This window comes from Paenibacillus sp. Y859 (assembly GCF_056786405.1).
Genome location: NZ_JBXCIZ010000001.1, coordinates 281,603 through 306,559, shown reverse-complemented (window position 1 = coordinate 306,559; position 24,957 = coordinate 281,603). Strand labels below are relative to the sequence as shown.

Annotated in this window: 17 protein-coding genes; 7 read left to right on the top strand and 10 right to left on the bottom strand. The window is 43.8% G+C overall.

Annotation, left to right across the window (positions count from 1 at the left end; genetic code table 11):
• The first annotated feature begins 512 nt into the window (after positions 1-512).
• Positions 513-7,076 carry a beta strand repeat-containing protein gene (locus AC1TO8_RS01490; RefSeq protein WP_482053849.1) on the top strand — a complete coding sequence of 2,188 codons (6,564 nt, stop codon included), beginning with the start codon at positions 513-515 and terminating at the stop codon, positions 7,074-7,076.
• A 184-nt stretch (positions 7,077-7,260) separates the two neighbouring features.
• Here the strand turns inward: AC1TO8_RS01490 and AC1TO8_RS01485 are convergent, their stop codons facing one another.
• The 3 genes from AC1TO8_RS01485 to AC1TO8_RS01475 all read right to left on the bottom strand — a co-directional run bounded on the left by AC1TO8_RS01485 (position 7,261) and on the right by AC1TO8_RS01475 (position 11,938).
• Complete coding sequence (locus tag AC1TO8_RS01485) at positions 7,261-7,530, bottom strand: hypothetical protein (protein WP_482053848.1); 270 nt, start codon at positions 7,528-7,530, stop codon at positions 7,261-7,263.
• 568 nt (positions 7,531-8,098) lie between these two features.
• Entirely contained in the window at positions 8,099-10,132 is a 2,034-nt protein-coding gene (locus AC1TO8_RS01480) for an ABC transporter ATP-binding protein (RefSeq protein ID WP_482054474.1), read from the bottom strand.
• Positions 10,133-10,180: 48 nt separating this feature from the next.
• Positions 10,181-11,938, bottom strand: a complete 1,758-nt coding sequence (locus tag AC1TO8_RS01475; protein WP_482053847.1) for an ABC transporter ATP-binding protein — start codon at positions 11,936-11,938, stop codon at positions 10,181-10,183.
• A 494-nt stretch (positions 11,939-12,432) separates the two neighbouring features.
• On the opposite strand from AC1TO8_RS01475, the gene AC1TO8_RS01470 reads away from it, so the two are divergent.
• Entirely contained in the window at positions 12,433-12,732 is a 300-nt protein-coding gene (locus AC1TO8_RS01470) for a HesB/YadR/YfhF family protein (protein ID WP_482053846.1), read from the top strand.
• A 142-nt stretch (positions 12,733-12,874) separates the two neighbouring features.
• A complete protein-coding gene (locus AC1TO8_RS01465) occupies positions 12,875-14,626 on the top strand; it encodes an ABC transporter ATP-binding protein (protein ID WP_482053845.1) in 1,752 nt (583 codons plus the stop codon).
• A gap of 94 nt (positions 14,627-14,720) precedes the next feature.
• Here AC1TO8_RS01465 and AC1TO8_RS01460 read toward each other — a convergent pair whose 3' ends face one another.
• Positions 14,721-15,164 (bottom strand): DUF441 domain-containing protein, encoded by a 444-nt coding sequence (locus AC1TO8_RS01460; RefSeq protein ID WP_482053844.1) that lies wholly within the window; start codon positions 15,162-15,164, stop codon positions 14,721-14,723.
• A 21-nt stretch (positions 15,165-15,185) separates the two neighbouring features.
• Positions 15,186-16,169 carry a YpdA family putative bacillithiol disulfide reductase gene (locus tag AC1TO8_RS01455; protein ID WP_482054473.1) on the bottom strand — a complete coding sequence of 328 codons (984 nt, stop codon included), beginning with the start codon at positions 16,167-16,169 and terminating at the stop codon, positions 15,186-15,188.
• Between the two features lie 171 nt (positions 16,170-16,340).
• Here AC1TO8_RS01455 and AC1TO8_RS01450 point away from each other — a divergent pair, with 171 nt between their 5' ends.
• A complete protein-coding gene (locus AC1TO8_RS01450) occupies positions 16,341-17,015 on the top strand; it encodes an HAD family hydrolase (RefSeq protein WP_482053843.1) in 675 nt (224 codons plus the stop codon).
• Between the two features lie 137 nt (positions 17,016-17,152).
• Here AC1TO8_RS01450 and AC1TO8_RS01445 read toward each other — a convergent pair whose 3' ends face one another.
• From AC1TO8_RS01445 to AC1TO8_RS01425, 5 genes are all read right to left on the bottom strand, one after another.
• Entirely contained in the window at positions 17,153-17,797 is a 645-nt protein-coding gene (locus AC1TO8_RS01445; protein WP_482053842.1) for an FMN-dependent NADH-azoreductase, read from the bottom strand.
• A gap of 136 nt (positions 17,798-17,933) precedes the next feature.
• A complete protein-coding gene (locus AC1TO8_RS01440) occupies positions 17,934-18,779 on the bottom strand; it encodes a DUF4097 family beta strand repeat-containing protein (protein WP_482053841.1) in 846 nt (281 codons plus the stop codon).
• Positions 18,776-19,339, bottom strand: a complete 564-nt coding sequence (locus AC1TO8_RS01435; RefSeq protein WP_482053840.1) for an HAAS signaling domain-containing protein — start codon at positions 19,337-19,339, stop codon at positions 18,776-18,778. The genes AC1TO8_RS01440 and AC1TO8_RS01435 overlap by 4 nt, the downstream gene beginning before the upstream one ends.
• A complete protein-coding gene (locus AC1TO8_RS01430) occupies positions 19,332-19,661 on the bottom strand; it encodes a PadR family transcriptional regulator (protein ID WP_482053839.1) in 330 nt (109 codons plus the stop codon). Before AC1TO8_RS01430 ends, AC1TO8_RS01435 begins: the two co-directional genes overlap by 8 nt.
• A 179-nt stretch (positions 19,662-19,840) precedes the next feature.
• A complete protein-coding gene (locus tag AC1TO8_RS01425; protein ID WP_482053838.1) occupies positions 19,841-20,080 on the bottom strand; it encodes a hypothetical protein in 240 nt (79 codons plus the stop codon).
• A gap of 299 nt (positions 20,081-20,379) precedes the next feature.
• Between AC1TO8_RS01425 and AC1TO8_RS01420 the strand changes: the two genes are divergently transcribed.
• The 3 genes from AC1TO8_RS01420 to hrpB all read left to right on the top strand — a co-directional run bounded on the left by AC1TO8_RS01420 (position 20,380) and on the right by hrpB (position 24,714).
• The gene (locus AC1TO8_RS01420) at positions 20,380-21,177 is read left to right on the top strand and encodes a hypothetical protein (RefSeq protein WP_482053837.1); all 798 of its coding nucleotides are present in this window, start codon (positions 20,380-20,382) and stop codon (positions 21,175-21,177) included.
• A gap of 66 nt (positions 21,178-21,243) precedes the next feature.
• Positions 21,244-22,047, top strand: a complete 804-nt coding sequence (locus tag AC1TO8_RS01415; RefSeq protein ID WP_482053836.1) for an SDR family oxidoreductase — start codon at positions 21,244-21,246, stop codon at positions 22,045-22,047.
• 156 nt (positions 22,048-22,203) lie between these two features.
• Positions 22,204-24,714, top strand: coding sequence for an ATP-dependent helicase HrpB (hrpB, locus tag AC1TO8_RS01410; RefSeq protein WP_482053835.1), 2,511 nt, complete (start codon positions 22,204-22,206; stop codon positions 24,712-24,714).
• The last annotated feature ends 243 nt before the right edge of the window (positions 24,715-24,957 follow it).

Below are 24,957 nucleotides of genomic sequence, written 5' to 3'. Positions count from 1 at the left end.
ACTGCCGTTTTTAATGCAGTTTAATTCAACAAAGCCATGATAAAATTGGTTTATAAACTTTAGCTGTAGAAAAGTAAAATGGGGCATGGAATGAAATTACTTTACTGGAAATTTGGTGATGAAGTTAAAGGTCCTTCAGACGAGTGGAATTGGGTCGAGATCACCCTAACTTTTGAGGATGGCAGATGCGTATGAAATGTTTTCTGTAACGTGTTTCGGACATAAATAAGACGTACCCTCAATTGTAAATATTATTTAGAACATAACACGTATAGGACATAAGAAGTAACGGTAAGCCACATTTTTAATTTCCTCATGAATGAGCGCCTATACCTGTCTACGTCGACCCTCATATGTTATTTATGTGGAGGTGACAAACGTTGACTGTTTCCTGTAAAAAAGAAAAACATAAATCTATAGAACATCGATTCTCAAAAAAAGAAATCAAATGCCGAAAATCCAAACTTAATAAAGAAAAGCATGGAAAAAGAAAAACACCTCATTGTCATAAGTTGAAAAAAAAAACATGTAAAAAGTATATGAAATGCCCTGAGATACTATGGAAATGCAAATGGAAAAAGAAGCGCTTAAATAAGTGTTGTAAAAGGGGACCAAGAAGTGTAAAGGGACCTCGTGGGTTACAGGGTAAAACGGGAGTCACTGGATCTTCAGGAGTAACAGGAGCAACGGGAGTCACTGGGTCTTCAGGAGTAACAGGATCTAGAGGAGCTACAGGAGCCATTGGGGTTGCGGGAGCCACCGGAGTCACTGGATCAACAGGAATAACGGGATCAACAGGATCCACTGGAGAAACGGGAGCAAGTGGTGAAATTGGCGCAACAGGAACAACAGGAACAACTGGAGTAGCAGGAATAACTGGAGTAGCAGGAATAACCGGGGCAACAGGAGCTACGGGAGCAACTGGTGAAATTGGAGCAACAGGATTAAGTGGTGCAACGGGATCCACTGGTGTTACAGGAGCGACAGGTGAAACTGGTGCAACAGGAGTTACAGGAGCGACAGGTGAAACTGGTGCAATAGGAGTAACGGGTGCAACGGGATTAATGGGAGCAACCGGAGCAACAGGATCCACTGGTGCAACTGGAGTAGCAGGAGTAACCGGGGCAACAGGAGCTACGGGAGCAACAGGAGCAACAGGAGTAGCAGGAATAACCGGGGCAACAGGAGCAACAGGAGCAACAGGGTCAACCGGAGCAACAGGAGTAAGTGGTGCAACGGGATCCACTGGTGTTACAGGAGCAACCGGAACAACAGGAACAACTGGAGTAGCAGGAGCAACAGGAGCAACAGGGTCAACCGGAGCAACAGGAGTAAGTGGTGCAACGGGATCCACTGGTGTTACAGGAGCAACCGGAACAACAGGAACAACTGGAGTAGCAGGAGCAACAGGTGCAACCGGAGCAACAGGATCCACTGGTGCAACTGGAGTAGCAGGAACAACCGGGGCAACAGGAGTAACGGGTGCAACAGGAATTACAGGAGCAACGGGATTAATGGGAGCAACAGGAGCTACGGGAGCAACTGGTGAAATTGGAGCAACAGGAGTAAGTGGTGCAACGGGATCCACTGGTGTTACAGGAGCGATAGGTGAAACTGGTGCAATAGGAGTAACGGGTGCAACAGGAACAACAGGAGCAACTGGTGCAACAGGAATTACAGGAGCAACGGGAGCAACAGGAGAAATAGGAGCAACAGGGGCAGCTGGGTCAACCGGAGCAACAGGAGTAAGTGGTGCAACGGGATCCACTGGTGTTACAGGAGCAACAGGAGCAACTGGTGCAACTGGTGCAACAGGAGTAGCAGGAGTAGCAGGAGCAACAGGAGTAACGGGTGCAACAGGAACAACAGGAACAACTGGAGTAACAGGAGTAACCGGGGCAACAGGAGCTACGGGAACAATAGGAGCAACAGGAGCAACAGGAGAAATAGGAGTAACGGGTGCAACGGGATCCACTGGTGCAACTGGAGTAGCAGGAGTAACCGGAGCAACAGGAACAACAGGAACAACCGGAACAACCGGAGCAACAGGAACAACAGGAGCAACAGGAGCAACAGGAGTTACAGGAGCAACAGGAGCAACAGGAGCAATAGGAGAAACAGGAGCGACAGGAGAAACAGGAGCAACAGGATCCACTGGTGCAACTGGAGTAGTAGGAGTAACCGGGGCAACAGGAACAACAGGAACAACAGGAACAACAGGAACAACTGGAGTAGCGGGAGTAACCGGGGCAACAGGAGCTACGGGAGCAACTGGTGAAATTGGAGCAACAGGAGTAAGTGGTGCAACAGGAGCAACGGGAACAATAGGAACAACAGGAGCGACAGGTGAAACTGGTGCAATAGGAGTAACGGGAGCAACGGGAGCAACAGGAGCAACAGGAGCGACAGGAGCAACAGGAGCGACAGGTGAAACTGGTGCAATAGGAGTAACGGGTGTAACAGGAACAACAGGAACAACAGGAACAACAGGAACAACAGGAGCAACTGGTGCAACAGGAGTTACAGGAGCGACAGGAACAACGGGATTAATGGGAGCAACAGGGGCTACTGGAGTAGCAGGAGTAACCGGGGCAACAGGAGCTACGGGAGCAACAGGAACAACAGGAGCAACAGGAGCAACAGGGGCAGCTGGGTCAACCGGAGCAACAGGATCCACTGGTGCAACAGGAGTAAGTGGTGCAACGGGATCCACTGGTGTTACAGGAGCGACAGGTGAATCTGGTGCAATAGGAGTAACGGGTGCAACAGGAGCAACAGGAGTAAGTGGTGCAACAGGATCCACTGGTGTTACAGGAGCGACAGGTGAAACTGGTGCAATAGGAGTAACGGGTGCAACAGGAACAACAGGAACAACAGGAGCAACTGGTGAAACTGGTGCAACAGGAGTTACAGGAGCAACAGGAACAACTGGAGTAGCAGGAATAACTGGAGTAGCAGGAATAACCGGGGCAACAGGAGCTACGGGAGCAACTGGTGAAATTGGAGCAACAGGATTAAGTGGTGCAACGGGATCCACTGGTGTTACAGGAGCAACAGGAACAACTGGAGTAGCAGGAGTAACCGGTGCAACAGGAACAACAGGAGTTACAGGAGCAACGGGATCCACTGGTGTTACAGGAGCAACTGGTGAAACTGGTGAAACTGGTGAAACTGGTGCAACAGGAGTTACAGGAGCAACTGGTGCAACAGGAATTACAGGAGCAACGGGAGCAACAGGAGAAATAGGAGTAACGGGAGTAACGGGAGCAACAGGAGCGACAGGAGCAACAGGAGCAACTGGTGCAACAGGAGTTACAGGAGCAACGGGATCCACTGGTGTTACAGGAGTAACGGGTGCAACGGGATCCACTGGTGTTACAGGAGCGACAGGTGAAACTGGTGCAATAGGAGAAATAGGAGTAACGGGTGCAACGGGATTAATGGGAGCAACCGGAGCAACAGGATCCACTGGTGCAACTGGAGTAGCAGGAGTAACCGGGGCAAAAGGAACAACAGGATCTACGGGAGCAACTGGTGCAACGGGATCCACTGGTGTTACAGGAGCAACCGGAACAACAGGAACAACTGGAGTAGCAGGAGCAACAGGTGCAACAGGAGCAACAGGAGCAACAGGATCCACTGGTGCAACTGGAGTAGCAGGAACAACCGGGGCAACAGGAGCTACGGGAGCAACAGGTGCAACAGGAGCAACAGGAGAAACAGGAGAAACAGGAGAAACAGGAGCAACGGGATCCACTGGTGCAACAGGAACAACAGGAGCTACTGGTGCAACTGGAGTAGCAGGAGTAACCGGGGCAACAGGAGCAACAGGAGCAACGGGAGCAACGGGAGCAACGGGATCCACTGGTGTTACAGGAGAAACAGGAGCAACAGGTGCAACAGGAGTAGCAGGAGTTGCAGGAGCAACAGGAGCATCGGGATCCACTGGTGCAACAGGAGCAACAGGTGAAACTGGTGCAATAGGATTAACGGGTGCAACAGGAACAACAGGAGCTACTGGTGCAACTGGAGTAGCAGGAGTAACCGGGGCAACAGGAGCAACGGGAGCAACGGGAGCAACAGGAGCAACGGGAGCAACAGGAGCAACAGGAGCAACAGGAGCAACAGGAGAAACAGGAGAAACAGGAGAAACAGGAGTAACGGGTGCAACAGGAGCAACAGGAGCAACAGGAGTAGTAGGAATAACCGGTGCAACAGGAGCTACGGGAGCAACTGGTGAAATTGGAGCAACAGGATCCACTGGTGTTACAGGAGCGACAGGTGAAACTGGTGCAATAGGAGTAACGGGTGTAACAGGAACAAGAGGAACAACCGGAGCAACAGGAGCAACAGGGGCTACTGGAGTAGCAGGAGTAACGGGTGCAACAGGAGTAAGTGGTGCAACGGGATCCACTGGTGTTACAGGAGCGACAGGTGAAACTGGTGCAATAGGAGTAACGGGTGCAACAGGAGCAACGGGATCCACTGGTGTTACAGGAGCAACAGGAGCAACGGGATCCACTGGTGTTACAGGAGCAACAGGAACAACTGGAGTAGCAGGAGTAAGTGGTGCAACAGGAGCAACGGGAACAACAGGAGCAACTGGTGCAACAGGAGTTACAGGAGCAACAGGAGTTACAGGAGCAACGGGAGCAACGGGAGCAACAGGAGCAACAGGAGCGACAGGTGAAACTGGTGCAATAGGAGTAACGGGTGCAACAGGAACAACAGGAGCAATAGGAGTAACGGGTGCAACGGGATTAATGGGAGCAACAGGAGCAACAGGATCCACTGGTGCAACTGGAGTAGCAGGAGTAACCGGGGCAACAGGAGCTACGGGAGCAACTGGTGAAACTGGTGCAACAGGAGTTACAGGAGTTACAGGAGCAACTGGTGCAACAGGAGTAAGTGGTGCAACGGGATCCACTGGTGTTACAGGAGCGACAGGTGAAACTGGTGTTACAGGAGCAACAGGAACAACAGGAACAACTGGAGTAACCGGTGCAACAGGAGCAACTGGTGAAATTGGAGCAACAGGAGCAACGGGAACAATAGGAGCAACAGGAGTAACAGGTGCAACAGGAACAACAGGAGCAACTGGTGCAACAGGAGAAACAGGAGAAACAGGAGAAACAGGAGAAACAGGAGCAACAGGAGCAACAGGAGTAAGTGGTGCAACGGGATCCACTGGTGTTACAGGAGCAACAGGAACAACAGGAACAACTGGAGTAGCAGGAGTAACCGGGGCAACAGGAGCTACGGGAGCAACTGGTGAAATTGGAGCAACAGGGGCAGCTGGGTCAACCGGAGCAACAGGATCTACGGGAGCAACTGGTGCAACGGGATCCACTGGTGTTACAGGAGCAACAGGAGCAACAGGAGTAAGTGGTGCAACGGGATCCACTGGTGTTACAGGAGCGATAGGTGAAACTGGAGCAACAGGAGCAACAGGAACAACTGGAGTAGCAGGAGTAACCGGTGCAACAGGAGTTACAGGAGCAACTGGTGCAACAGGAATTACAGGAGCAACGGGAGCAACAGGAGAAATAGGAGTAACGGGAGCAACAGGAGCGACAGGAGCGACAGGAGCAACAGGAGCAACTGGTGCAACAGGAGTTACAGGAGCAACAGGAGTTACAGGAGCAACGGGAACAATAGGAGCAACAGGAGTAACAGGTGCAACAGGAGCAACTGGTGCAACTGGTGCAACAGGAGAAACAGGAGCAACAGGAGCAACAGGAGTAAGTGGTGCAACGGGATCCACTGGTGTTACAGGAGCAACAGGAACAACAGGAGCAACAGGAGCAACGGGATCCACTGGTGTTACAGGAGCAACAGGAGCAACTGGTGCAACAGGAGAAACAGGAGAAACAGGAGAAACAGGAGCGACAGGTGAAACTGGTGCAACAGGAGTTACAGGAGTTACAGGAGCAACTGGTGCAACGGGATCCACTGGTGTTACAGGAGCGACAGGTGAAACTGGTGTTACAGGAGCAACAGGAACAACAGGAGTAGCAGGAGTAGCAGGAGTAACCGGGGCAACAGGAGCTACGGGAGCAACTGGTGAAATTGGAGCAACAGGAGTAAGTGGTGCAACAGGAGCAACAGGAGCAACAGGAGCAACAGGAGCAACAGGAGCAACAGGAGCAACAGGAGTAAGTGGTGCAACAGGAGCAACAGGAGCAACGGGTTCCACTGGTGTTACAGGAGCGACAGGTGAAACTGGTGCAATAGGAGTAACGGGTGTAACAGGAACAACAGGAGCAACAGGAGTAAGTGGTGCAACAGGAGTTACAGGAGTAACGGGTGTAACAGGAGCAACAGGAGCAACGGGATCCACTGGTGTTACAGGAGCAACAGGTGAAACTGGTGCAATAGGAGCAACGGGAGCAACAGGAGAAATAGGAGTAACGGGTGCAACGGGATCCACTGGTGTTACAGGAGCAACCGGAGCAACAGGAGCAACGGGAACAATAGGAGCAACAGGAGCAACAGGAGCAACAGGAGCAACAGGAGTAACGGGTGCAACAGGAACAACAGGAGCAACAGGAGCAACAGGAGCAACAGGAGCAACAGGAGTAACGGGTGCAACAGGAACAACAGGAGCAACAGGAGCAACAGGAGCAACGGGTGCAACAGGAACAACAGGAGCAACTGGTGCAACAGGAGTTACAGGAGCAACAGGGATTTTTCAGCAATTTCAGGTATCCGAAAATACTCCAAATACAACTGGCAGTTCAGCAATAGCAATAGGCGCTGTGCCGACTATATTAAAAACAATCACAATGACTAGCATTCCTGCTAGTAGTCGTATATGGTTGACTGGGATAGTTGGTTCGCAAGCTACGATTGGTAATACAATACTCCAATTACAAATTCTCCGCGGAGTGACCATTATTTTTAGCATTAATCAAAGTTTGAATGCGAATAACCAATTTGGTGCTACGAGTGTCGACCACGTTGATTTAACCCCTGGAACGGGTAATGTTACGTATTCGTTAACCGCATTAACTCTTGGTGGTACGGCGATTGCAACCGGAGCAATCACTTTTACTGGGGCGTTAATACAGCCTTAAAAACCCTTTATGATCAGCATATTGAATATTATTTAGATGGTAATTTAATTTCAAACTCAAAAGATAAACATCTACGGAATATTTGAATTAGATGCTAGTGTTAAGCTAACGGGACAGTATGACAAGTTCTGTATAAGCGCTTTACAGCGCGAAAAACAGAGATTTCATGAAATGAAATCTAACTTTACAACCGAGGATGGGAATGACGGAACCATGTATCCTGAAACCATCTCGCCAATACTCCTGCATGCGTCATGACTAACAGGTCATGGGGTTTGAAGTACAGGTAGATTCGGCAGAACGAAGGCTGGAACCATCCAGACAGAAAAGGTATGCCAACGGATATGCCGCTCGGCTGAAAAGCTGGATATGGTGAGAATTGTTCCGTGAAGGAACTGACGAACTTCCGAATGTACAGGTCTAAATTTAGAACATATGGAAACTTATGTACCATCCAACGATGGGGTGAGTGGCGTAAAGTAAAAATTTTCCCTATGAAATACGTTATGCCTAACTAAGGTGGCATCCAGCTCACTGGCCTTGAGGAAGCACCTAAGTCCAGAGCGAAAAGCTAGGTTGTAAGGGATTTGGAAAGCAAGGCACGCCCCCAGACTAATAGAAAAGAACGATCATTTTCCAAACGTGAATTGCACCGGTCGGGTAAGAATGTGGGAACATCTCTTCATAAAGAAGGGATGCCACAGTGCAAGCTTAACGATACTGGGGTTATTTAACATCCTATATCTTTAAGTAACATGGAACTTATGATCTAGTACGTTCCGTTAGAGGGAACGCGGAGTGCGGGGAAACTCGCACGCTCCGTGTGGAGCAGGGGAAAAGCTGGAGATCACTTCAAACGCTTACCTATTGCTAACCGTTAGTTTAATCAGCTAAGAAATAGAAATAGAACTCCCTATTTTATGGAAGATCTATTTCTACTTCTATGTCTAATATCAACATTGAACTTTAACAGAGCGATTCTTTAAAAGGAGTAATACCTTGTTGTCAGGTCATCTGTTATTTTATATACTAGGCACGGATTGAACAGGTTGCCTAGAAGATTCTTCTACATGCTCAGATCCAGTAGGTTGTGGTAAGATGCTTCCCAGTTGTAGTTGATACAATTGGAAGTAACGACCGCCAAGTGCTAAGAGTTCGTCATGACTACCTCGTTCAACGATCTCTCCACGGTGCAATACGAGAATCTGGTCTGCACTGCGGATGGTAGAGAGACGGTGAGCGATAATGAATGTTGTGCGACCTCTCTTCAGGACCTCAAGGGCCGACTGAATGAGGCTTTCCGTCTCGGTATCAATGTTGGCGGTAGCTTCATCAAGAATAAGGATCGCTGGATCGAATGCAAGTGCGCGTGCGAAGGAGATCAGTTGGCGCTGCCCAGCGGATAATGTACTTCCTTTCTCCACAACGGGCTCATCGAATCCTTTAGGTAAGTGGGCAAGTATACGCTCAGCACCCACATCACACAAGGCCTTCTCGATTTGTTCACGGGATATTTTCTCGTCACCTAGGCTGACATTCGATGCAACCGTACCAGTGAAGAGATAAGGATCCTGCAATACAATTCCCATATGATGGCGTAGCCATTGTTTAGGGATATCAGTCACTTCCTGACCATCAATCGTTATGCTTCCTTTCTGTGGATCATAGAAGCGGAATAATAGATTAATGATGGAACTTTTCCCTGAACCAGTATGACCTACCAGCGCAACCGTCTGACCTTGCTTCGCTTCAAAGGAAATATTTTTGAGAACATAATCTTTTTTATAAGCGAAGGAGACATCCTTGAATTCTACATTTCCTTTGTAGCGTGGCATAGTACCATCTGTAACCTCTTCCCCTGGCTCATCCATTAGCTCGAACACTCTCCCTGCAGATACCATAGAAGAATCAAGCGCAGCAAGTTGGTTCACCATGCCCGTGATGGGTTGGAATAACCGACCGAGAACATCAACGAAGGCATATAGAACACCAAGCGATACAACATTGGTACCACTGAGTGAGCCGAATCCGAAATACGCTAGCAATACGGCAAATGAGAAGCTGCGTAATACATTGACCAAATTATGGGTTGTAAATGCATTAAGGTTCAGCATTTTGTTCTGATATTTCATGTAATCTTGATTCAGTGTCTCGAATTCATCCTTCGTTTGTTGCTGGCGTCGGAATATACGAATGATGGACATCCCTTGAATAGACTCATTGATGATCGCATTGATCTCACTTAGGCGTGAGCGAATGATTGTATTGAATTTAGTTGCATATTTGCGATACAGAATAATCCACACGATTAAGATCGGAATGACGAATAGGCATACAAGCCCAAGTCGCACATCAAGTATGAATAGAGCAATATACACGCCTGTAATATAGACGATACCCGAGCTGAAGTTGGCAAGTACAGCTACGAATAAATCTTTTACAGCTTCGGTATCGTTGGTAATTCTAGAAACGACCTTTCCAGCAGGTAAGTTATCGAAGAAATGGACTGGAAGTCGTTGAATATGGGCGTATACATCTGTCCGCAATTTCTGAATCACTTTGTTAGCTGAAGACTGTAGCCAGTACGTCTTACCAAACTCCGTGAAGATGGTGACCAATAGTAGTAAGAGATATAATCCAACGAGCTTCATAATGCCAGGTATTTCTGGTTTGTAAAAGGTGAAAAGTTGGTCGGCTGTTAATGCCTTGACTGGATAAGTGGACTCTAGAGATCCATTTGAAATGGTCATCTGCCCATCGATAACGACTCTTTTTCCATTAGCAACTTCTACTGCTTGATTGATAAAATAGAAAGTCTTACCTTTCTGGAGAATACGGACTTCTTGACCTTTATTCTCATTCTCGGCGAATCGATCGCCGCGCTTGTAATAATGACCTTCATATAGAACGGCTCCTTCTGATGTAGGCGAATCCGTCTCAAAGAATGGCTGTTCAATACCGAGCATATGGTCATCGATCATCGCTTTAGCTATAAAAGGTCCCGCAAGCTCTGCGGCAACGCCTGTACATAATGTGAATATAGCGGCTATGAACATTACTTTAGCCGTAAGAGCGTACTGGAACAACCGTTTTCCTATGTTCAATTAAGTCACCTCCTCAGTGCCTAGTTTGTTCTCTACTTGTTGACGTTCAAATTGTTCAAGATACCAACCCCTTAGAGCTAACAGCTCTTCGTGAGTCCCTTCTTCGATAATGTTACCTTCCTCAAGCACGACAATCCAGTCAGCATGCTCCACAGCGGATAAGCGGTGAGTGGATATGAGCGTTGTTTTGCCAGCGCGTTTGAGTCTGATATTCTCAATAATTCGTGCTTCTGTTCTTGCATCAACGGCAGAAAGTGCGTCATCTAGAATGAGAATCTCAGGATTTCCAATAAATGCTCTTGCTAACGCGACACGTTGCTTCTGTCCCCCAGAAAGGGCGACCCCTTTCTCACCTACAAGGGTATCTAGACCATCTGAAAGGGTAGTCAGATCATTCTCGAAGGCAGCGGTTGCGATGGCATCCATAATGAAGGAATCACTTGCGTCTTGTAAGCCGTATTGAATGTTCTCACGTACAGATCTAGAGAACAATATTTGTTCCTGCGGTACATATCCGATCCAGCTATGAAGTTCGTGCTTAGCGATTTGTTGTATAGGGATATCGGAGATAAGAAGCTCTCCGTCGCCTGCAGGGTATTCATGAAGAAACTGCTTCAGTAAAGTGGATTTACCACTTCCGGTACGTCCAACTACGCCAAGTGTCTGCCCCTTTTGGAGTGTTAACTGAATATTCTTCAAATTATCTACCGTTGAAGTAGGATAACGGAAAGTAATATCCCGGAGCTCAATACGCTGTGGATCACCAACAGTCGTAGGATGAGCAACGTCATCCACATCCGGTGTGACGGATAGAATTTCATCGACACGATCGAGAGAGGCGCTACCCCGTTGCATAATATTAATTAATTCACCAATGGCGAACATTGGCCAGATCATCATCCCAAGGTACATATTAAATGACACAAGATCCCCAAGGGTAATCTGATTTCTGAACACAAGATAAATCCCATAAGTAAGACCAATCACATAGCTTAGACCGACACACAGTCGAATCGTAGGCTCAAAAAAGGCATCCACTTTAGCTACACTCATATTTTTGCGATACACATCATCCGTGATGCTCTGAAAATGTTGTTGGTCTGATCTTTCTTGAACATAAGCACGAATAACGCGCACTCCGGCAACAGATTCGAGAACTTGGTCATTCATATCTCCAAAGGCATCCTGTGCTAAAGAGTAACGTTCATGTACGATTTTTCCATAAATCTTCATCGCAAGAGCGATAAAGGGAAGCGGGATAATCGCTGCTAACGTTAACTGCCAGCTAATGAGGAATCCCATGGCGAACAGAATAACGAATAAATATACGGTTGAATCTGCCATGACTAATATTCCGAAACCAGCTGTTGAAGCGACGGAACGAAGGTCGTTCGTTGCTCTAGCCATCAAATCACCTGTACGATTTCGTTCGAAGAAAGCCGGGGTCATACCAAGTAAATGATTCATATACCGCGTACGGAGAATCCGCTCGACAAGGTTAGCACCACCAAACAATCTATGCATCCATATGTAAGTGATCAGGTAGATAGCAATTAGAATGATAATAATCAATGCGATATAGCGAAAAAGTGAAGGACCTGTAATAGAGCCTGTAACGATATCATCAATCGCATTTCCAAGTAAACGAGGTGGTAACAACTCACCTACTCCACATAAGATCAGCGTAATTAAACCAATGATATAGCGCTTTTTTTCTTGGCGGAAAAACCAACCTAGCTTTTTTAAAACAGAAAACAAAACAATCACTTCCTCTCAAGTTGAAACTGCTGATGAATTTAACACCCAAGTTGGACACAAAAAAAGACATACCATCCGTGAACGGACGATATGTCTTTTGAAATGCTAAAGTTATCATGCGTACGGTTGATTGAGCAACCGCCGCCAACGTAGAATATTTAATTCAGAAATTCTAAGAAGCACACATGACTTCTTTAGAATTAATCCACCAGCAGGGTTACTCCAATATTCAATTGTAGTTTATAAGCCGTATTGTGTTGAAAAGCTCTAATCATCTGATTGAACATGTTACTCACCCTTCCTTTGTAAATTTTTGTAGATCTCGTATCGCAAGAATTCTATCATCATGTCATCAAATTTGTCAATTTTTATTTTAAGGAGAGTGTCTGTTCGTATTTATTACGAGGTAGAGGGGGTGTATGTATTTTTGATGCGGCTTCAGGTATGATAGAGAGACACACATTGGAATACAGAACGTAAAGGAGTTGGATTTCATGAACATTGTAATGAGTGCAGATGCAGCGCGTTGGTATGTGAGAGAGTTAAATTTAAACATCGGTGATTCCGTAAGGTTTTTTCCGCGTTATAGTTCCGGAGGAGGACTACATCCAGGATTCTCACTGGGCATCTCTGTAGAGAAACCGACTAATGGTACGTTATATCAAGATGTAGAAGGAATTCGCTTTTATTTGGAAGAGCGGGATTTATGGTACCTTAAAGGTTATGATCTAGTCGTTAATTATGTAGAGCCTCATGATGATATTGACTATGTGTATGAAGAGATTAAACAATAGTATTTGGAATTTATATAAAGAACTCCTTTTCGACAAGGAAAGGAGTTTTTGGTTGTGTTTAAATGGTAAGTTGTATTTTATTAGAGAAGTGAAGGGATAATAACGAGATATCGTGATCCTTTCGAAAGGGGAAGTATAATCATTGGAGCAATGGAAAGCCTATTTTAAATTTATAAAGCCGTATATGAAATTAATTATTATTACGCTGATTATTGGGATGATTAAGTTCAGTATTCCATTAACTTTACCGATGATCATGAAATATGTAGTCGATGATTTATTGACAGGAAATTCACCACTTTCGATGCAAGAAAAAGTGTCACAATTGATGAAGGTTCTTGGTGGAGCATTAATACTATTCGTTATTATTAGAGGGCCTGTTGAGTATTTACGTCAGTATTTCGCCCAACTTATTACGAATAAGGTTTTATTTGATTTACGAAATCGTTTGTACTCACACTTACAAAAGTTATCGCTTCGGTATTATCAGAATACGAAAGCGGGCGAAGTCATATCGCGTTTCATTAACGATGTGGAGCAGACGAAGAACATTGTAGAAGTCGGGATGATGAATATATGGTTGGACATGTTTACGCTTGTATTCGTATTAGTTGTCATATTCTATCTGGACCCTATGTTGGCTTTAGTCGCCATTTCGATGCTACCCCTGTACGCTATCGCTGTAAAGATTCTTTATAAAAGATTGAAAAGTCTTACAAAGGATCGTTCACAAGCATTAGCAGGTATTCAATCCTATCTACACGAAAGAATTCATGGGATCTCTGTTATACGAAGCTTCACTCTAGAGAAATACGATCAGAATAAATTTGAAGGTATCAATGGTAACTTTCTTAATAAGGCTTTGGCACAGACACGTTGGAATGCGATCACATTCGCAGTCATTAATACGATAACGGATATTTCACCGATTCTGGTCATTGGATATGGTGGATACCAAGTGATTCAAGGGAATCTGACATTAGGTACCTTTGTAGCATTCTTTGGTTACTTAGACCGTTTGTATGCCCCGTTGAGACGTTTAATCAGTTCATCTACGGTGCTCACTCAAGCATCTGCCTCTTTAGAAAGAGTGATGGAATTGATGGACGAGCCTTATGATATCGTGGATGCCCCACATGCTAAGAAATTGAAAGGTCAGGCTCAACAGATTACTTTTGACCATGTATGGTTTAAATATAATGAGAAGAATGATTGGGTTCTACAAGATATAAATCTAGATATTAAAGCGGGAGAGACCGTGGCTTTCGTTGGGATGAGCGGTGGAGGGAAATCTTCACTGATTAGCTTGATTGCTCGATTCTACGATATTCAAAAAGGCGGAATATTGGTTAATGGTCAGAATATTCAGGATCTTACCCAGGAAAGTCTGCGAAGTAAAATCGGAATGGTACTTCAAGATAACTTCTTATTCAGCGGGTCTGTGAAGGAGAATATTCTATTAGGCAATCCAGATGCGGGATACGATGATATTGTAGCAGCATCGATTGCAGCGAATGCTCATGAGTTTATTATGAATTTGCCAAAAGGTTATGATACAGAGGTTGGAGAACGCGGAGTTAAATTATCGGGTGGGCAGAAGCAACGTTTAGCTATCGCCCGTGTCTTTCTGAAGGACCCTGATATTCTGATACTGGATGAGGCGACTTCGGCTTTGGATTTGGAATCTGAGCATCTTATTCAGCAGTCTTTACAGTCCTTATCTTCGAACCGTACGACGTTAATTGTGGCTCATCGATTGTCGACCATCACGCATGCAGATACAATCGTTGTTCTTGAGAACGGAAGCATCACCGAGAGCGGAAGTCATCAAGAATTGATGGAGCTGGATGGAAGTTATGCTCGATTGTATAACGTGCAGCATTTGGATGTTTGACTGAATAGTTGATTGATATGAAAAAAAGGCGCTTTAGCTTATATAAGCTAAAGCGTCTTTTTTTTTTTGTTCAAATACAAGTTTCTATCATGCTCTAGCCTTTACCAATCAACAAAGACAGAATGCCAGCGGCAATAAGCGGTCCGACAGGGACGCCGCGAAATAGAGCAACGCCCAATACAGTGCCTACAAGCAATCCTGCTACAATGGTTGGGTTATTACCCATGAGGGTAACACCACGGCCACCGAGATAAGCGACTAGAATGCCAATGGATATCGCCAGTAGCGATTGCCAGTGTAGAAAAGATGAAGTAATGGTAGAGATGCTGATCGTTCCGCTAGCCAAAGGTGACATAACGCCAATAGTTAGAATAATAATCCCGATGGTTAATCCATATTTCTCTAACCAAGGAAATACTTGTGTAAGTCGAGTAACCCGAATCAGAAGCAAGACGACCATGGCTACGGATATGGATGTATTGTTACTTACTATTCCTAAGCCAGCCATTCCCAATAAGATGAGTGATGTGACATCCATGAATCGATCCCTACTTTCATATTAATTGTGAGTGGGACGGATATGTTCAGCAATTAATCGTCCGTGCACACGACCCGTCTCAATAAATACTTCGTTTGCATTGCTTCCAGATGCAATGACGCCAGCGACATAAAGTCCAGGCACTGAACTTTCCATCGTATTAGGGTTAAAGACAGGCTTCTCCATATCTCCACCTAATTGTACGCCTGAGGAAGCAAGTAACTTCCGGTCGGGATGAAACCCTGTTAGCGCAAGTACAAAGTGATTATCTACGATAAATTGCTCTCCATCATTTGTTGTAATAACGACAGCATCTTCTCGAATTTCAGTCACTTTCGAATTCATGTGAAGAGTAACGCTGCCTTTCTGAATAAGTCCTTCAAATAGGGGGCGAACCCAAGGTTTGATATTGTTAGAAATCGTCTCTCCACGATATACAACAGTCACTTCAGCACCTACACGGCTGAGTTCCAACGCTGCATCTACGGCAGAGTTACTTCCCCCAATAATAGCTACTTTTGTACCTGTATAAGGATGAGCCTCGCGGAAATAGTGAGTTACTTTGGGTAGGTCTTCTCCTGGAATACCAATATAGTTAGGATGATCGAAATAACCTGTTGCAATAACGACATGCTTCCCTTGATGATGCTTCTCTTGCCCGCGTCGGTCTTTCGTATGAACTGTGAAATATCCATTCTCATGTCGTTCAATGGAAATAGCTTCCTCATAAGACGTAATATTTAGTTCGAAATGAGAGGCTACCCTACGATAATAGGATAGGGCCTCGTGACGGTAAGGTTTATCATTCGGTGTAGTAAAAGGAATATCCCCAATCTCCAGCATTTCAGCTGTACTGAAGAATTGCATATATGTAGGATATAGAAATATAGAACGAACAATATGGTGTTTCTCAATAATATGTGTGGATAGTCCACGGCGGTTGCATTCTATCGCTGCCGACAGCCCGCAGGGACCAGCTCCAATAATGATGACGTCTTGCATAATGAACCTCCTTAGTAATGTAGCGATATGTGTAGTTCAAACATTATAATCCTACCCTAAAAGCAAGTTGAATGCCAGAAACTCAAAGGAATCGAACAGAATGTCATCATAGTTTGTGAACAACATAGAAGTGGTTTGGGGTATATGATATGCTTTTGATAGCGAGGGGAGAGAATGGTTTTGCATATAAAAGCTGTTATTTTTGATTTGGATAATACATTAATGGACCGAGATATGACATTTCGTAAATTCACAGAACAATTTGTAGGTGAGCATTTGGGGCACTTGAATGGTCACCTACAGGATGAAATAATAATAGATCTTAAAGTAAGAGATGCAGATGGATATCGGGATAAACAAGGTTTTTTCGCAGAAATGGTGGAGGTTCTTCCTTGGAAGGATCCAGTTACAGCACATGAAATTGAAGCATATTATAACAAACACTATATGACGCACGCATGTCGAATGGATTATGTAGAGGAAGTATTGGCATATTGTAAGTATCGTGGTTATCGCATGGGGATCATGACGAATGGTCCACACCATAATCAGTATAAGAAGATAGATGTTTTACAACTCCGGGAGTTATTCCATACGGTGATTGTATCTGAAGATGCGGGTATGAAGAAACCAGATCAACGAATTTACCAAATGGCATTAGATGAGCTTCAAATGCCAGCAGAGCATACGGTGTTTGTTGGAGACCATCCTGTAAATGATATTTGGGGAGCCAATCAGGCAGGGATTCGTGGGATTTGGTTGCGGCGGAACCACCTATGGGATGACTCGCTTGGAATGAAGCCATGGAAGACGATTGATCAATTGAATGAGTTGATGGAGATCATTTGAACATGAAGTGCGTTCTACTCACTGAACAACGCTGGATAAGAAGGATCAAACTCCGGTAAATAAGAAACGCCCCTATTTCCAGTGAAATCTGTGAAATAGGGGCGTCTCTATTTGATAACGTATGATTAGGACAACAATTAAGCTTTAACAGCTAGATCTACTACACGTTGTGCAGAAGCTTTAACTTCTTCCATACCTGCAGAAATGATCTCTTGTGCTTTATCAGGAGCTGCATTGTGACCTTCAATGATAACTTCATCAATGATTTGCATACCGAATACGCCCGCGAATACGTTGCGCATGTAGTTAACAGCCATTTCCATTGGAGCTGCTTCGGGTGCAGAGTAAAAACCGCCACGAGCGCTTAAGAAGATTGCCTTCTTATCTGTCATGAGTTGAACCATGTTACCTGAAGCGTCATATTTGAATGCGAATCCAGCAGCGTATACATAATCGATGAATGTTTGTAATTTAGCTGGGATTGTTAAGTTCCATAATGGGAACGCGAATACGATTACGTCTGCAGCTGAGATAACGTCCATTGCTTTTTGCTTTGCAGCTAAAAGGCGTGATTCAACGTCTGTTAATTCGCCACCGTTCTGTACTTTACCGAAAGCGTTGAATAGATCTTGACCGAAGTAAGGTGTATCTTCTTCAAAAACATCGTAAATTGTTACATTTACGTTTTTCCCTTCTAATCCTGCCATGAAGGTTTCATACATTTTACTTGAAATGGCCTCTGTCGCTGGGCGGTTGTTTGCTTTAACTACTAATACGTTCATTTTGTAAACTCTCCTCTATATCTGTTTATGGTTTTTTTAATTCCTATCCACTCTATATATACTACTTACTTTCTTTAATATAGTACTATACTATTTATAGGTTGTCAAAGTTTCTTGCATGATCCGCAGATTTAAGTTACTCGATTCGGATATTGCCAGAGGAAGTACGAACCTTGATGAGGTCATCAGACAATCTTAGCGATTCTGGCGATTTAATATTACCTGATCTAGCATTTAGATCATAGGAACCTTTGAAATCAGGATCTACCGTTAACGTTACATTACCTGAATTAGCTGAGATATCTAATGATGAAGAACCCTTTTGCGTTAACTTAATATTGCCAGATCGGGCACTGAATGTACCTATGCCCGAGTAATCAGTTATATTAATATTTCCTGATTTAATGGAGACAATTGCAGGAGCTTGGATGTCAGTTCCAGTCACATCGCCAGAACTTGATTCGATTCTAAGCTGGTCTGCAACAATGGATTGGAGTGTTAAATTACCGGAATTTGCTGTGATCTCAGCATTGTATGAGTTCAAATTGGTAATTGTTCCATTGCTTGATTTGAAATGAATTCCCACTTCTTGAAGCTGATTCAGATCAGGTAAAGACACCGTTAGAGTAACTTTATGGGATTTGAACGATAACTGAAAGAAATGAATGGAATCATCATCGATATTGATTTCAAATTGTTCATCCTGAGGATGAATTTGGTTCAACTTAGAGATCACTTTATCCTCAAATGATCCTTTCAATTCTACCGTTTGAGTACCGTCTGTACTTTGCACAAATGTAATATCAGTGTTGTAATCACTATTCACAATAAGTTGAGTAAGTACATTATCCTCAATCGTCCACTTTTTTTGATACTCCGTAAGTTCATTACCAAAGTTGAATTTATTCATTGACATACCTACGAATCCTATAATGATGAGTATTAAACCGAGAAATGCAAGACGGATCATGTTCTTTTTCATTGTAAATGCCCTCCTTTAGTGATGTTTATATTCCACCTAATGTATGATTTGCACATGTTTACTAGCCATGTGTAGGTGAACTTGACCGCTATAAATAACCAAATGCCGATTCCTACACACACAATCGAGGCAAATAATTTCGCGACGGAAAATTCATGATTAATGAAATATTCGGGAATGAGTAGAAAAGGACTGACCAAGGTGGCTAATGTTGTAGCACATAACCCGATCCATGTTGACCAAATGCCAATGAATAATGGAACGATAATAATATTGATGAAGAAGAGACCCGTATAAACAAAAATATTACGTGTAATCGATATGGGTTTTTTATGAACTGCCTGTATTTGTGGGTCTTGTATCGTAAATCGATCTCCTAGTATTTCTTTAACTAATTCGAAAGGGTCACCTAGTTCATGTGCTATTTGTTCTTCGGTCTTTCCATTTTGCAGACCATGAATGAAGTGTGATTCATAATCGGCTAGTAACTCTTGTCTTTCATCCTCAGAAATGGGGGTCAGATGATGTTGCAAAATAAATAAAAATTGTTGTTTATTCATGCTCAGTTCCTTCCTCAATTAAATTGGATACATTCTGAACAAAGTCTTTCCATTCGAAGATCATATCGGTCAAATAGGATTTACCGACTGCTGTAATCCGGTAATATTTACGCGGTGGACCTTCGGTGGACTCTTGTAGATAAGTGGTGCAATAGCTCTCATTCACGAGTCTGCGTAATAGAGGATAGAGTGCGCCCTCGGCAACATCAATATACTTAGATACGGATTGCGCTAGCTCGTAACCATACTGATCTTTGCGCTGGATTAGGACAAGTACGCAGAGCTCCAATACTCCTTTTTTAAACTGAATACTAACATTCATATGGTTGCTCCCTCAAATCTTGATAATGTAGGTTGTTATAAACAGTACTGAACATTAGATACTAGTGTGTAAGTAAAGTATAATACATAGTACTGAATAATGCAATATACCGGAAACAGAAAAACGCCTTCCATAAAAAAAGGAAGACGCCCAACTTATCTAAGGTCAAAGCTATATGATTAATAAAGAGATAACGCTAACGTGTCATCTTCACTCTTGCTGTGCAGTATGGCTTCAGAACCTTCGATTTCGATACTTATGAGAGATCCCAGACATTTTTGTATGGCTGCTTTGCCGCTTTGAATTTTAAGCTCAAGCGTCTTGCTAAGAAGTCTCATCGTTTTTTGTACAGGTTGTTTATTATCAGTACCGAAATAAACGGGTACTAATTTGTTTTGAAAACTGATTAACATCGTCATTGAAATCACTCCATTCTGGGTATGTCTTGTTTCTATACTAGTGAATGTTTCTTAAGATTACCTTAAAAATAGATTATAAATAGTTAAATAATCCAATCTAAAAACGAATTAGTCCAAGTTGTGACAGAGTGAAAGTCAATAGTTCATTCGTTTTGTAATAGGGTAATATACCCAGGACTATCCTCTTTTGTGCTTCACAGAAGTCCGTAGTATAGTTAATTAAAATATAAGAAAGTATCAGTTTCACTTGAATCAATTTCATAATCGCCGATAAGGGGGTATAGGAGGTTATCATGCTCATGAATCCTGAAATAGTTGAAAAGTTTCGTTACATAAGTTCGCAGGCTAAAGAACAAAAGATATCTTCTTATCAAGGCTTAATGACTTGCCGATATGGATATGGAAGAGCAATTGAGAAGATTACGCAAGGTGAAATGAGTCGGGATTTTTTAGCAGTCTATCTGAAAGATGATATATGTAACTTTACTTTATGTAAGGGGATCGGTAAGAACGACCAAAAAAGTTTAGCTTCGCGTAATTTAGGGAATATGTTAATGGATTGGTTAGATACAACGGATGACTGGTCCTCTGCTGGTTTCTTATCCTTTTTGAAGAATACTCCGCCATTATCTCTAGAGGATTTGAACACAGGGGCTACACAAGAGGAAAACTTAGTATTTATGGGGAAAGTATTCGAAGAACTACAGCTTCAAAGCCTCGAATCGATGTATATATGTGGTCGGTTAGAACTACCTACGTTAGAACGCCCTATCGGAAGAATATGGTTGGCGTGGCAAGGTGAATCTCGCTTGAAATATTGGAGGGACGAGCTCGAGGTAAGTCAATACTTCAAACAAACGATGACCACGGATGAGTGGTGGTCTGCTTCCGATGGTCCTGTTGGTGGAGCGCCACATATATATCAAAGCCGCTTAGAATATGGAATGCCGATAAGACTGCAATTGTATACAGAAGGTCTTAGCGATCTAGATCCGATAGGTGATTGGCTTCCCGATGAACAAATTCAGATTCTATTTGATGCACCACATACGGACGGATTAAGAGAAGATGCAGCATTTTTAGAATTTAAATGGTGATTTTGATTAAATATCCCTCCTATTTGGGTAATCTGAGATATATGAAAACCAAAAGGAGATGTTCATATGAGTAAGGATACAATAAATTCAGAATGTTTTGTAGGTCAGACGGCTATTATCACAGGAGCTGGTTCAGGTATCGGAAGAGCGGCAGCTATAAAATTGGCCCGACAAGGTGCCCATGTGGCCTTATTCGACTTACTTGATGAACGCACAACGGAAGTGGAAACTGAGATCAATCAGTTTCGCCAAGGCGCAGCACATGCATTTGATGTAGATATTGCGGATGCGGTGAGGGTGGAAAAGGCGGTTCTAGAAACGGTTAAGTTGTTCGGCGGAGTTGATATTGTATTTGCAAACGCAGGTATCAATGGTGTTCTCTCACCAATCGAGGAATTGAAGCTTGAGGATTGGCAGCAGACGCTTAGTGTCAATTTGAATGGAACCTTCTTAACATTGAAGTATACGATTCCGCATCTTAAAAAGAATGGTGGGAGTGTTATCATTACGAGCTCGGTTAATGGTAACCGTACGTTTTCTAGCTTTGGTATGTCAGCCTATAGTACATCGAAGGCGGGCCAGGTTGCCTTTGCCAAAATGGCGGCACTTGAACTTGCTAAGTTCAAAATTCGTGTGAACGTCATTTGTCCCGGGGCGATATCGACCAACATTGATCAAAGTACGAAAAAAACAGATGAACTTAAGGATATTGTCATTCCTGTTGAATTTCCTGAAGGAAGACAACCCCTAGAAGATGGTCCTGGAGAACCAGAACAAGTAGCCAATTTAGTAAGTTTTCTAGCATCGAAAGAGTCTTCCCATATTACGGGATCGCAAATCTTTATTGACGGTGCCGAATCGCTACTGTAAAGAGAAAGTTCAAAAGGTTATATTGTGAACCTTGTATACAGGAGTATCGTCCTTCAACGGATGATGCTCTTTTCTTATATCTTCCTAGATATCGGATGCGGCTTAGCTATATAATAGGCAAGAACGTAATAATGGAATTCAAATGGAGAAGATATAATGCATGATTTACCTATATATGAAGTTATACCTCAGTTAAAAGAAATATTAACCCATCATTCTTCAGCTGTTCTTATAGCAGAACCTGGTGCAGGGAAGACAACATGTGTCCCTTTGGCATTACTTAATGAGCCTTGGCTTCAAGGCAAGAAGATTATTATGCTAGAGCCGCGAAGATTAGCTGCACGTTCTGCTGCTCACTTCATGGCTTCTCAACTAGGAGAGCGAGTGGGTGAAACGGTAGGATATCGCGTTAGAATGGATAGTAAGGTTGGGAAGTCAACGCGGATTGAGGTCGTAACGGAAGGGATTCTGACCCGTATGCTACAGCATGATCAAGAGCTAGTAGATGTAGGAATTCTCATCTTTGACGAGTTTCATGAACGTAATATACAAGGAGATCTAGGACTAGCATTAGCATTGGAATCACAATCGATGTTGAGGGAGGATTTAAAGATTCTGGTGATGTCAGCTACGCTTGCGGCAGAACCGGTAGCTTCCTTGCTTCAAGATGCACCTATCATCCATTGTAAAGGACGGCAGTTCCCAGTAGAAACGATATATTCCCCTCAATTAGTTAATGCCTCATTGGAAAAGGGTGTAGCGTCCGTAATTGGTCAAGCGTTATTCCGCCACAAAGGCAATGTTCTCGCGTTTCTTCCGGGTGTAGGAGAAATACGCAAAGTTAAGCGTGAGTTAGAAATGATGTCTTTACCAGATCAAATAGTCATTAGAACATTATATGGACAGTTGTCATTGCCTGAACAGGATGCTGCGATCCGACCTGAACCTGATGGTAAACGAAAAATCGTTCTGGCGACTTCGATAGCTGAAACTAGCTTAACGATCGAAGGTGTTGCCATTGTTGTGGATAGTGGGCTTATGAGGACACAAGCCTTATCCTTACGTAGTGGAATGACTCATTTAACGACCATGAAAGTATCGAAGGCATCGGCAGATCAGCGTAAGGGTCGAGCTGGGCGCACACAGCCAGGTACTTGTTACAGGTTGTGGAGTCAACAGGAGCAAGATGCGCTTCAGAACGATAGCACACCTGAGATGATGAGTGCTGACCTAACATCATTTGCTTTGGAAATTGCCGCATGGGGAGTACAAGACCCCAAAGAATTACGTTGGCTTGATACACCAAGTGAGACGAGATTCGAGCAAGCAGTTGCTTTACTTCAATCACTCGGTGCATTAGATGAACAAGGTCGAATTACTTCACACGGTCGCCAAATGGTCAATTTGGGGATGCACCCACGGTTGGCACATATGATATTGAAGGCGATTCCGCTTCATTGTGGATATTTGGCTTGTCTGATCGCAGCGCTTCTACAGGAGCGGGATATTTTCAAAGGAAAAAGAGCTACTGATCATTGTGATATCTCTAATAGAATAGATCAGTTAATAATGTGGGTGAGCCAAGGATTGCCGAACTTAGATGATTCCTCCTTAGATATCGCAGCGATGCATCGGATTATTCAAGAGGCGCGAAATATTCAGAAACAGATTCATATTCAGGAAAAGTCTACTGACGGAACGGAATGGTGTGGTGTGCTCTTATCTTTTGCGTATCCAGATCGGATTGGACAAGGAAGAGGAGACGGTCGATTTCTATTAAGTAGTGGTCGCGGTGTGGAAATGTCTACGATTCAGCCACTAAGTCGATCAGCATATATCGTAGCAGCAGTAGTAGACGATCGAGGAACAGAAGGTAGATTGCAACTTGCTGCAAGTTTAAGCGATTCCATGTTGTACCGCTATCAAGAGGAATCGATGCAAGAGGAACATATCGTAGCGTGGGATCGTGATTTGCAGGGTGTGAAAGCTCGGCGAAGATGGATGCTAGGAAGCCTTTTAATTAAGGAGCAGCCATATGCTAAGCCACCAGAGGAAGAGGTTGCATCCGCCTTACTAGAAGGAATACGGCAAGAAGGATTACAGTTACTTCCATGGACGAAGATGTCGATCCAATTCCGACAAAGATTACAATTTATGTATACGTTAACGCCATCTGAATGGCCAGATGTGACAGACGATGCATTGCTAGCTACGCTCCAAGACTGGTTGTTATTATCTATTTATGGTATGAAGAATCGCCATGATCTACAACGTCTACAGTTAACGAATATCATCGAACAGAATCTACTATCATGGGATCAACGGCGAGCATTAGATGATAAAGCGCCAACTCATATGACGGTTCCCAGTGGTTCACGTATTCCGATCGATTACAGTGATCCACTTCAACCGATTGTTGCTGTGCGATTGCAAGAAATGTTCGGATTACAGGATACGCCACGTATTGGTGGAGGTAGAGTACCTTTAATCCTTCATTTATTATCACCAGCACAACGACCAGTACAGGTGACCTCAGATTTAGCCAGCTTCTGGCGAGGTACTTATTTCGAGGTGAAGAAGGAATTGAAAGTTCGCTATCCTAAACACTACTGGCCGGATGAACCATTAGAGGCTGTGGCGACTCGACGGGTGAAGCCGCGACATTAGTCGGTCTGGGACATCATTATAGGAGAATTCATCATGGAAAAGAAAATAGTTGGTGTGTTTGAGACAGAAGTAGAAGCTCCTAGAGCTATTGAGAACTTGAAAATTCAGGGTGTTGGGATTGAACTTATATACTTAAGGTCATAATAGCTCATGGCTTGATTCTTATCGTATGAATGATGTAGTAGTCTCATTCCACAAGAATCAGCTATGAGCTAATTTCTAGGGTATCAAATCATTATTAAT

What these genes read in the sequence shown, in the direction of transcription:
- AC1TO8_RS01445 (WP_482053842.1), bottom strand. Translation starts at nt 17,797, where the DNA reads ATGAACGTATTAGTAGTTAAAGCAAACAACCGCCCAGCGACAGAGGCC.
- AC1TO8_RS01430 (WP_482053839.1), bottom strand. Translation starts at nt 19,661, where the DNA reads ATGAATGTTAGTATTCAGTTTAAAAAAGGAGTATTGGAGCTCTGCGTA.
- AC1TO8_RS01420 (WP_482053837.1), top strand. Translation starts at nt 20,380, where the DNA reads ATGAATCCTGAAATAGTTGAAAAGTTTCGTTACATAAGTTCGCAGGCT.
- AC1TO8_RS01415 (WP_482053836.1), top strand. Translation starts at nt 21,244, where the DNA reads ATGAGTAAGGATACAATAAATTCAGAATGTTTTGTAGGTCAGACGGCT.
- AC1TO8_RS01485 (WP_482053848.1), bottom strand. Translation starts at nt 7,530, where the DNA reads ATGGTACATAAGTTTCCATATGTTCTAAATTTAGACCTGTACATTCGG.
- hrpB (WP_482053835.1), top strand. Translation starts at nt 22,204, where the DNA reads ATGCATGATTTACCTATATATGAAGTTATACCTCAGTTAAAAGAAATA.
- AC1TO8_RS01450 (WP_482053843.1), top strand. Translation starts at nt 16,341, where the DNA reads ATGGTTTTGCATATAAAAGCTGTTATTTTTGATTTGGATAATACATTA.
- AC1TO8_RS01470 (WP_482053846.1), top strand. Translation starts at nt 12,433, where the DNA reads ATGAACATTGTAATGAGTGCAGATGCAGCGCGTTGGTATGTGAGAGAG.
- AC1TO8_RS01440 (WP_482053841.1), bottom strand. Translation starts at nt 18,779, where the DNA reads ATGAAAAAGAACATGATCCGTCTTGCATTTCTCGGTTTAATACTCATC.
- AC1TO8_RS01435 (WP_482053840.1), bottom strand. Translation starts at nt 19,339, where the DNA reads ATGAATAAACAACAATTTTTATTTATTTTGCAACATCATCTGACCCCC.
- AC1TO8_RS01460 (WP_482053844.1), bottom strand. Translation starts at nt 15,164, where the DNA reads ATGGATGTCACATCACTCATCTTATTGGGAATGGCTGGCTTAGGAATA.
- AC1TO8_RS01480 (WP_482054474.1), bottom strand. Translation starts at nt 10,132, where the DNA reads ATGTTCATAGCCGCTATATTCACATTATGTACAGGCGTTGCCGCAGAG.
- AC1TO8_RS01425 (WP_482053838.1), bottom strand. Translation starts at nt 20,080, where the DNA reads ATGACGATGTTAATCAGTTTTCAAAACAAATTAGTACCCGTTTATTTC.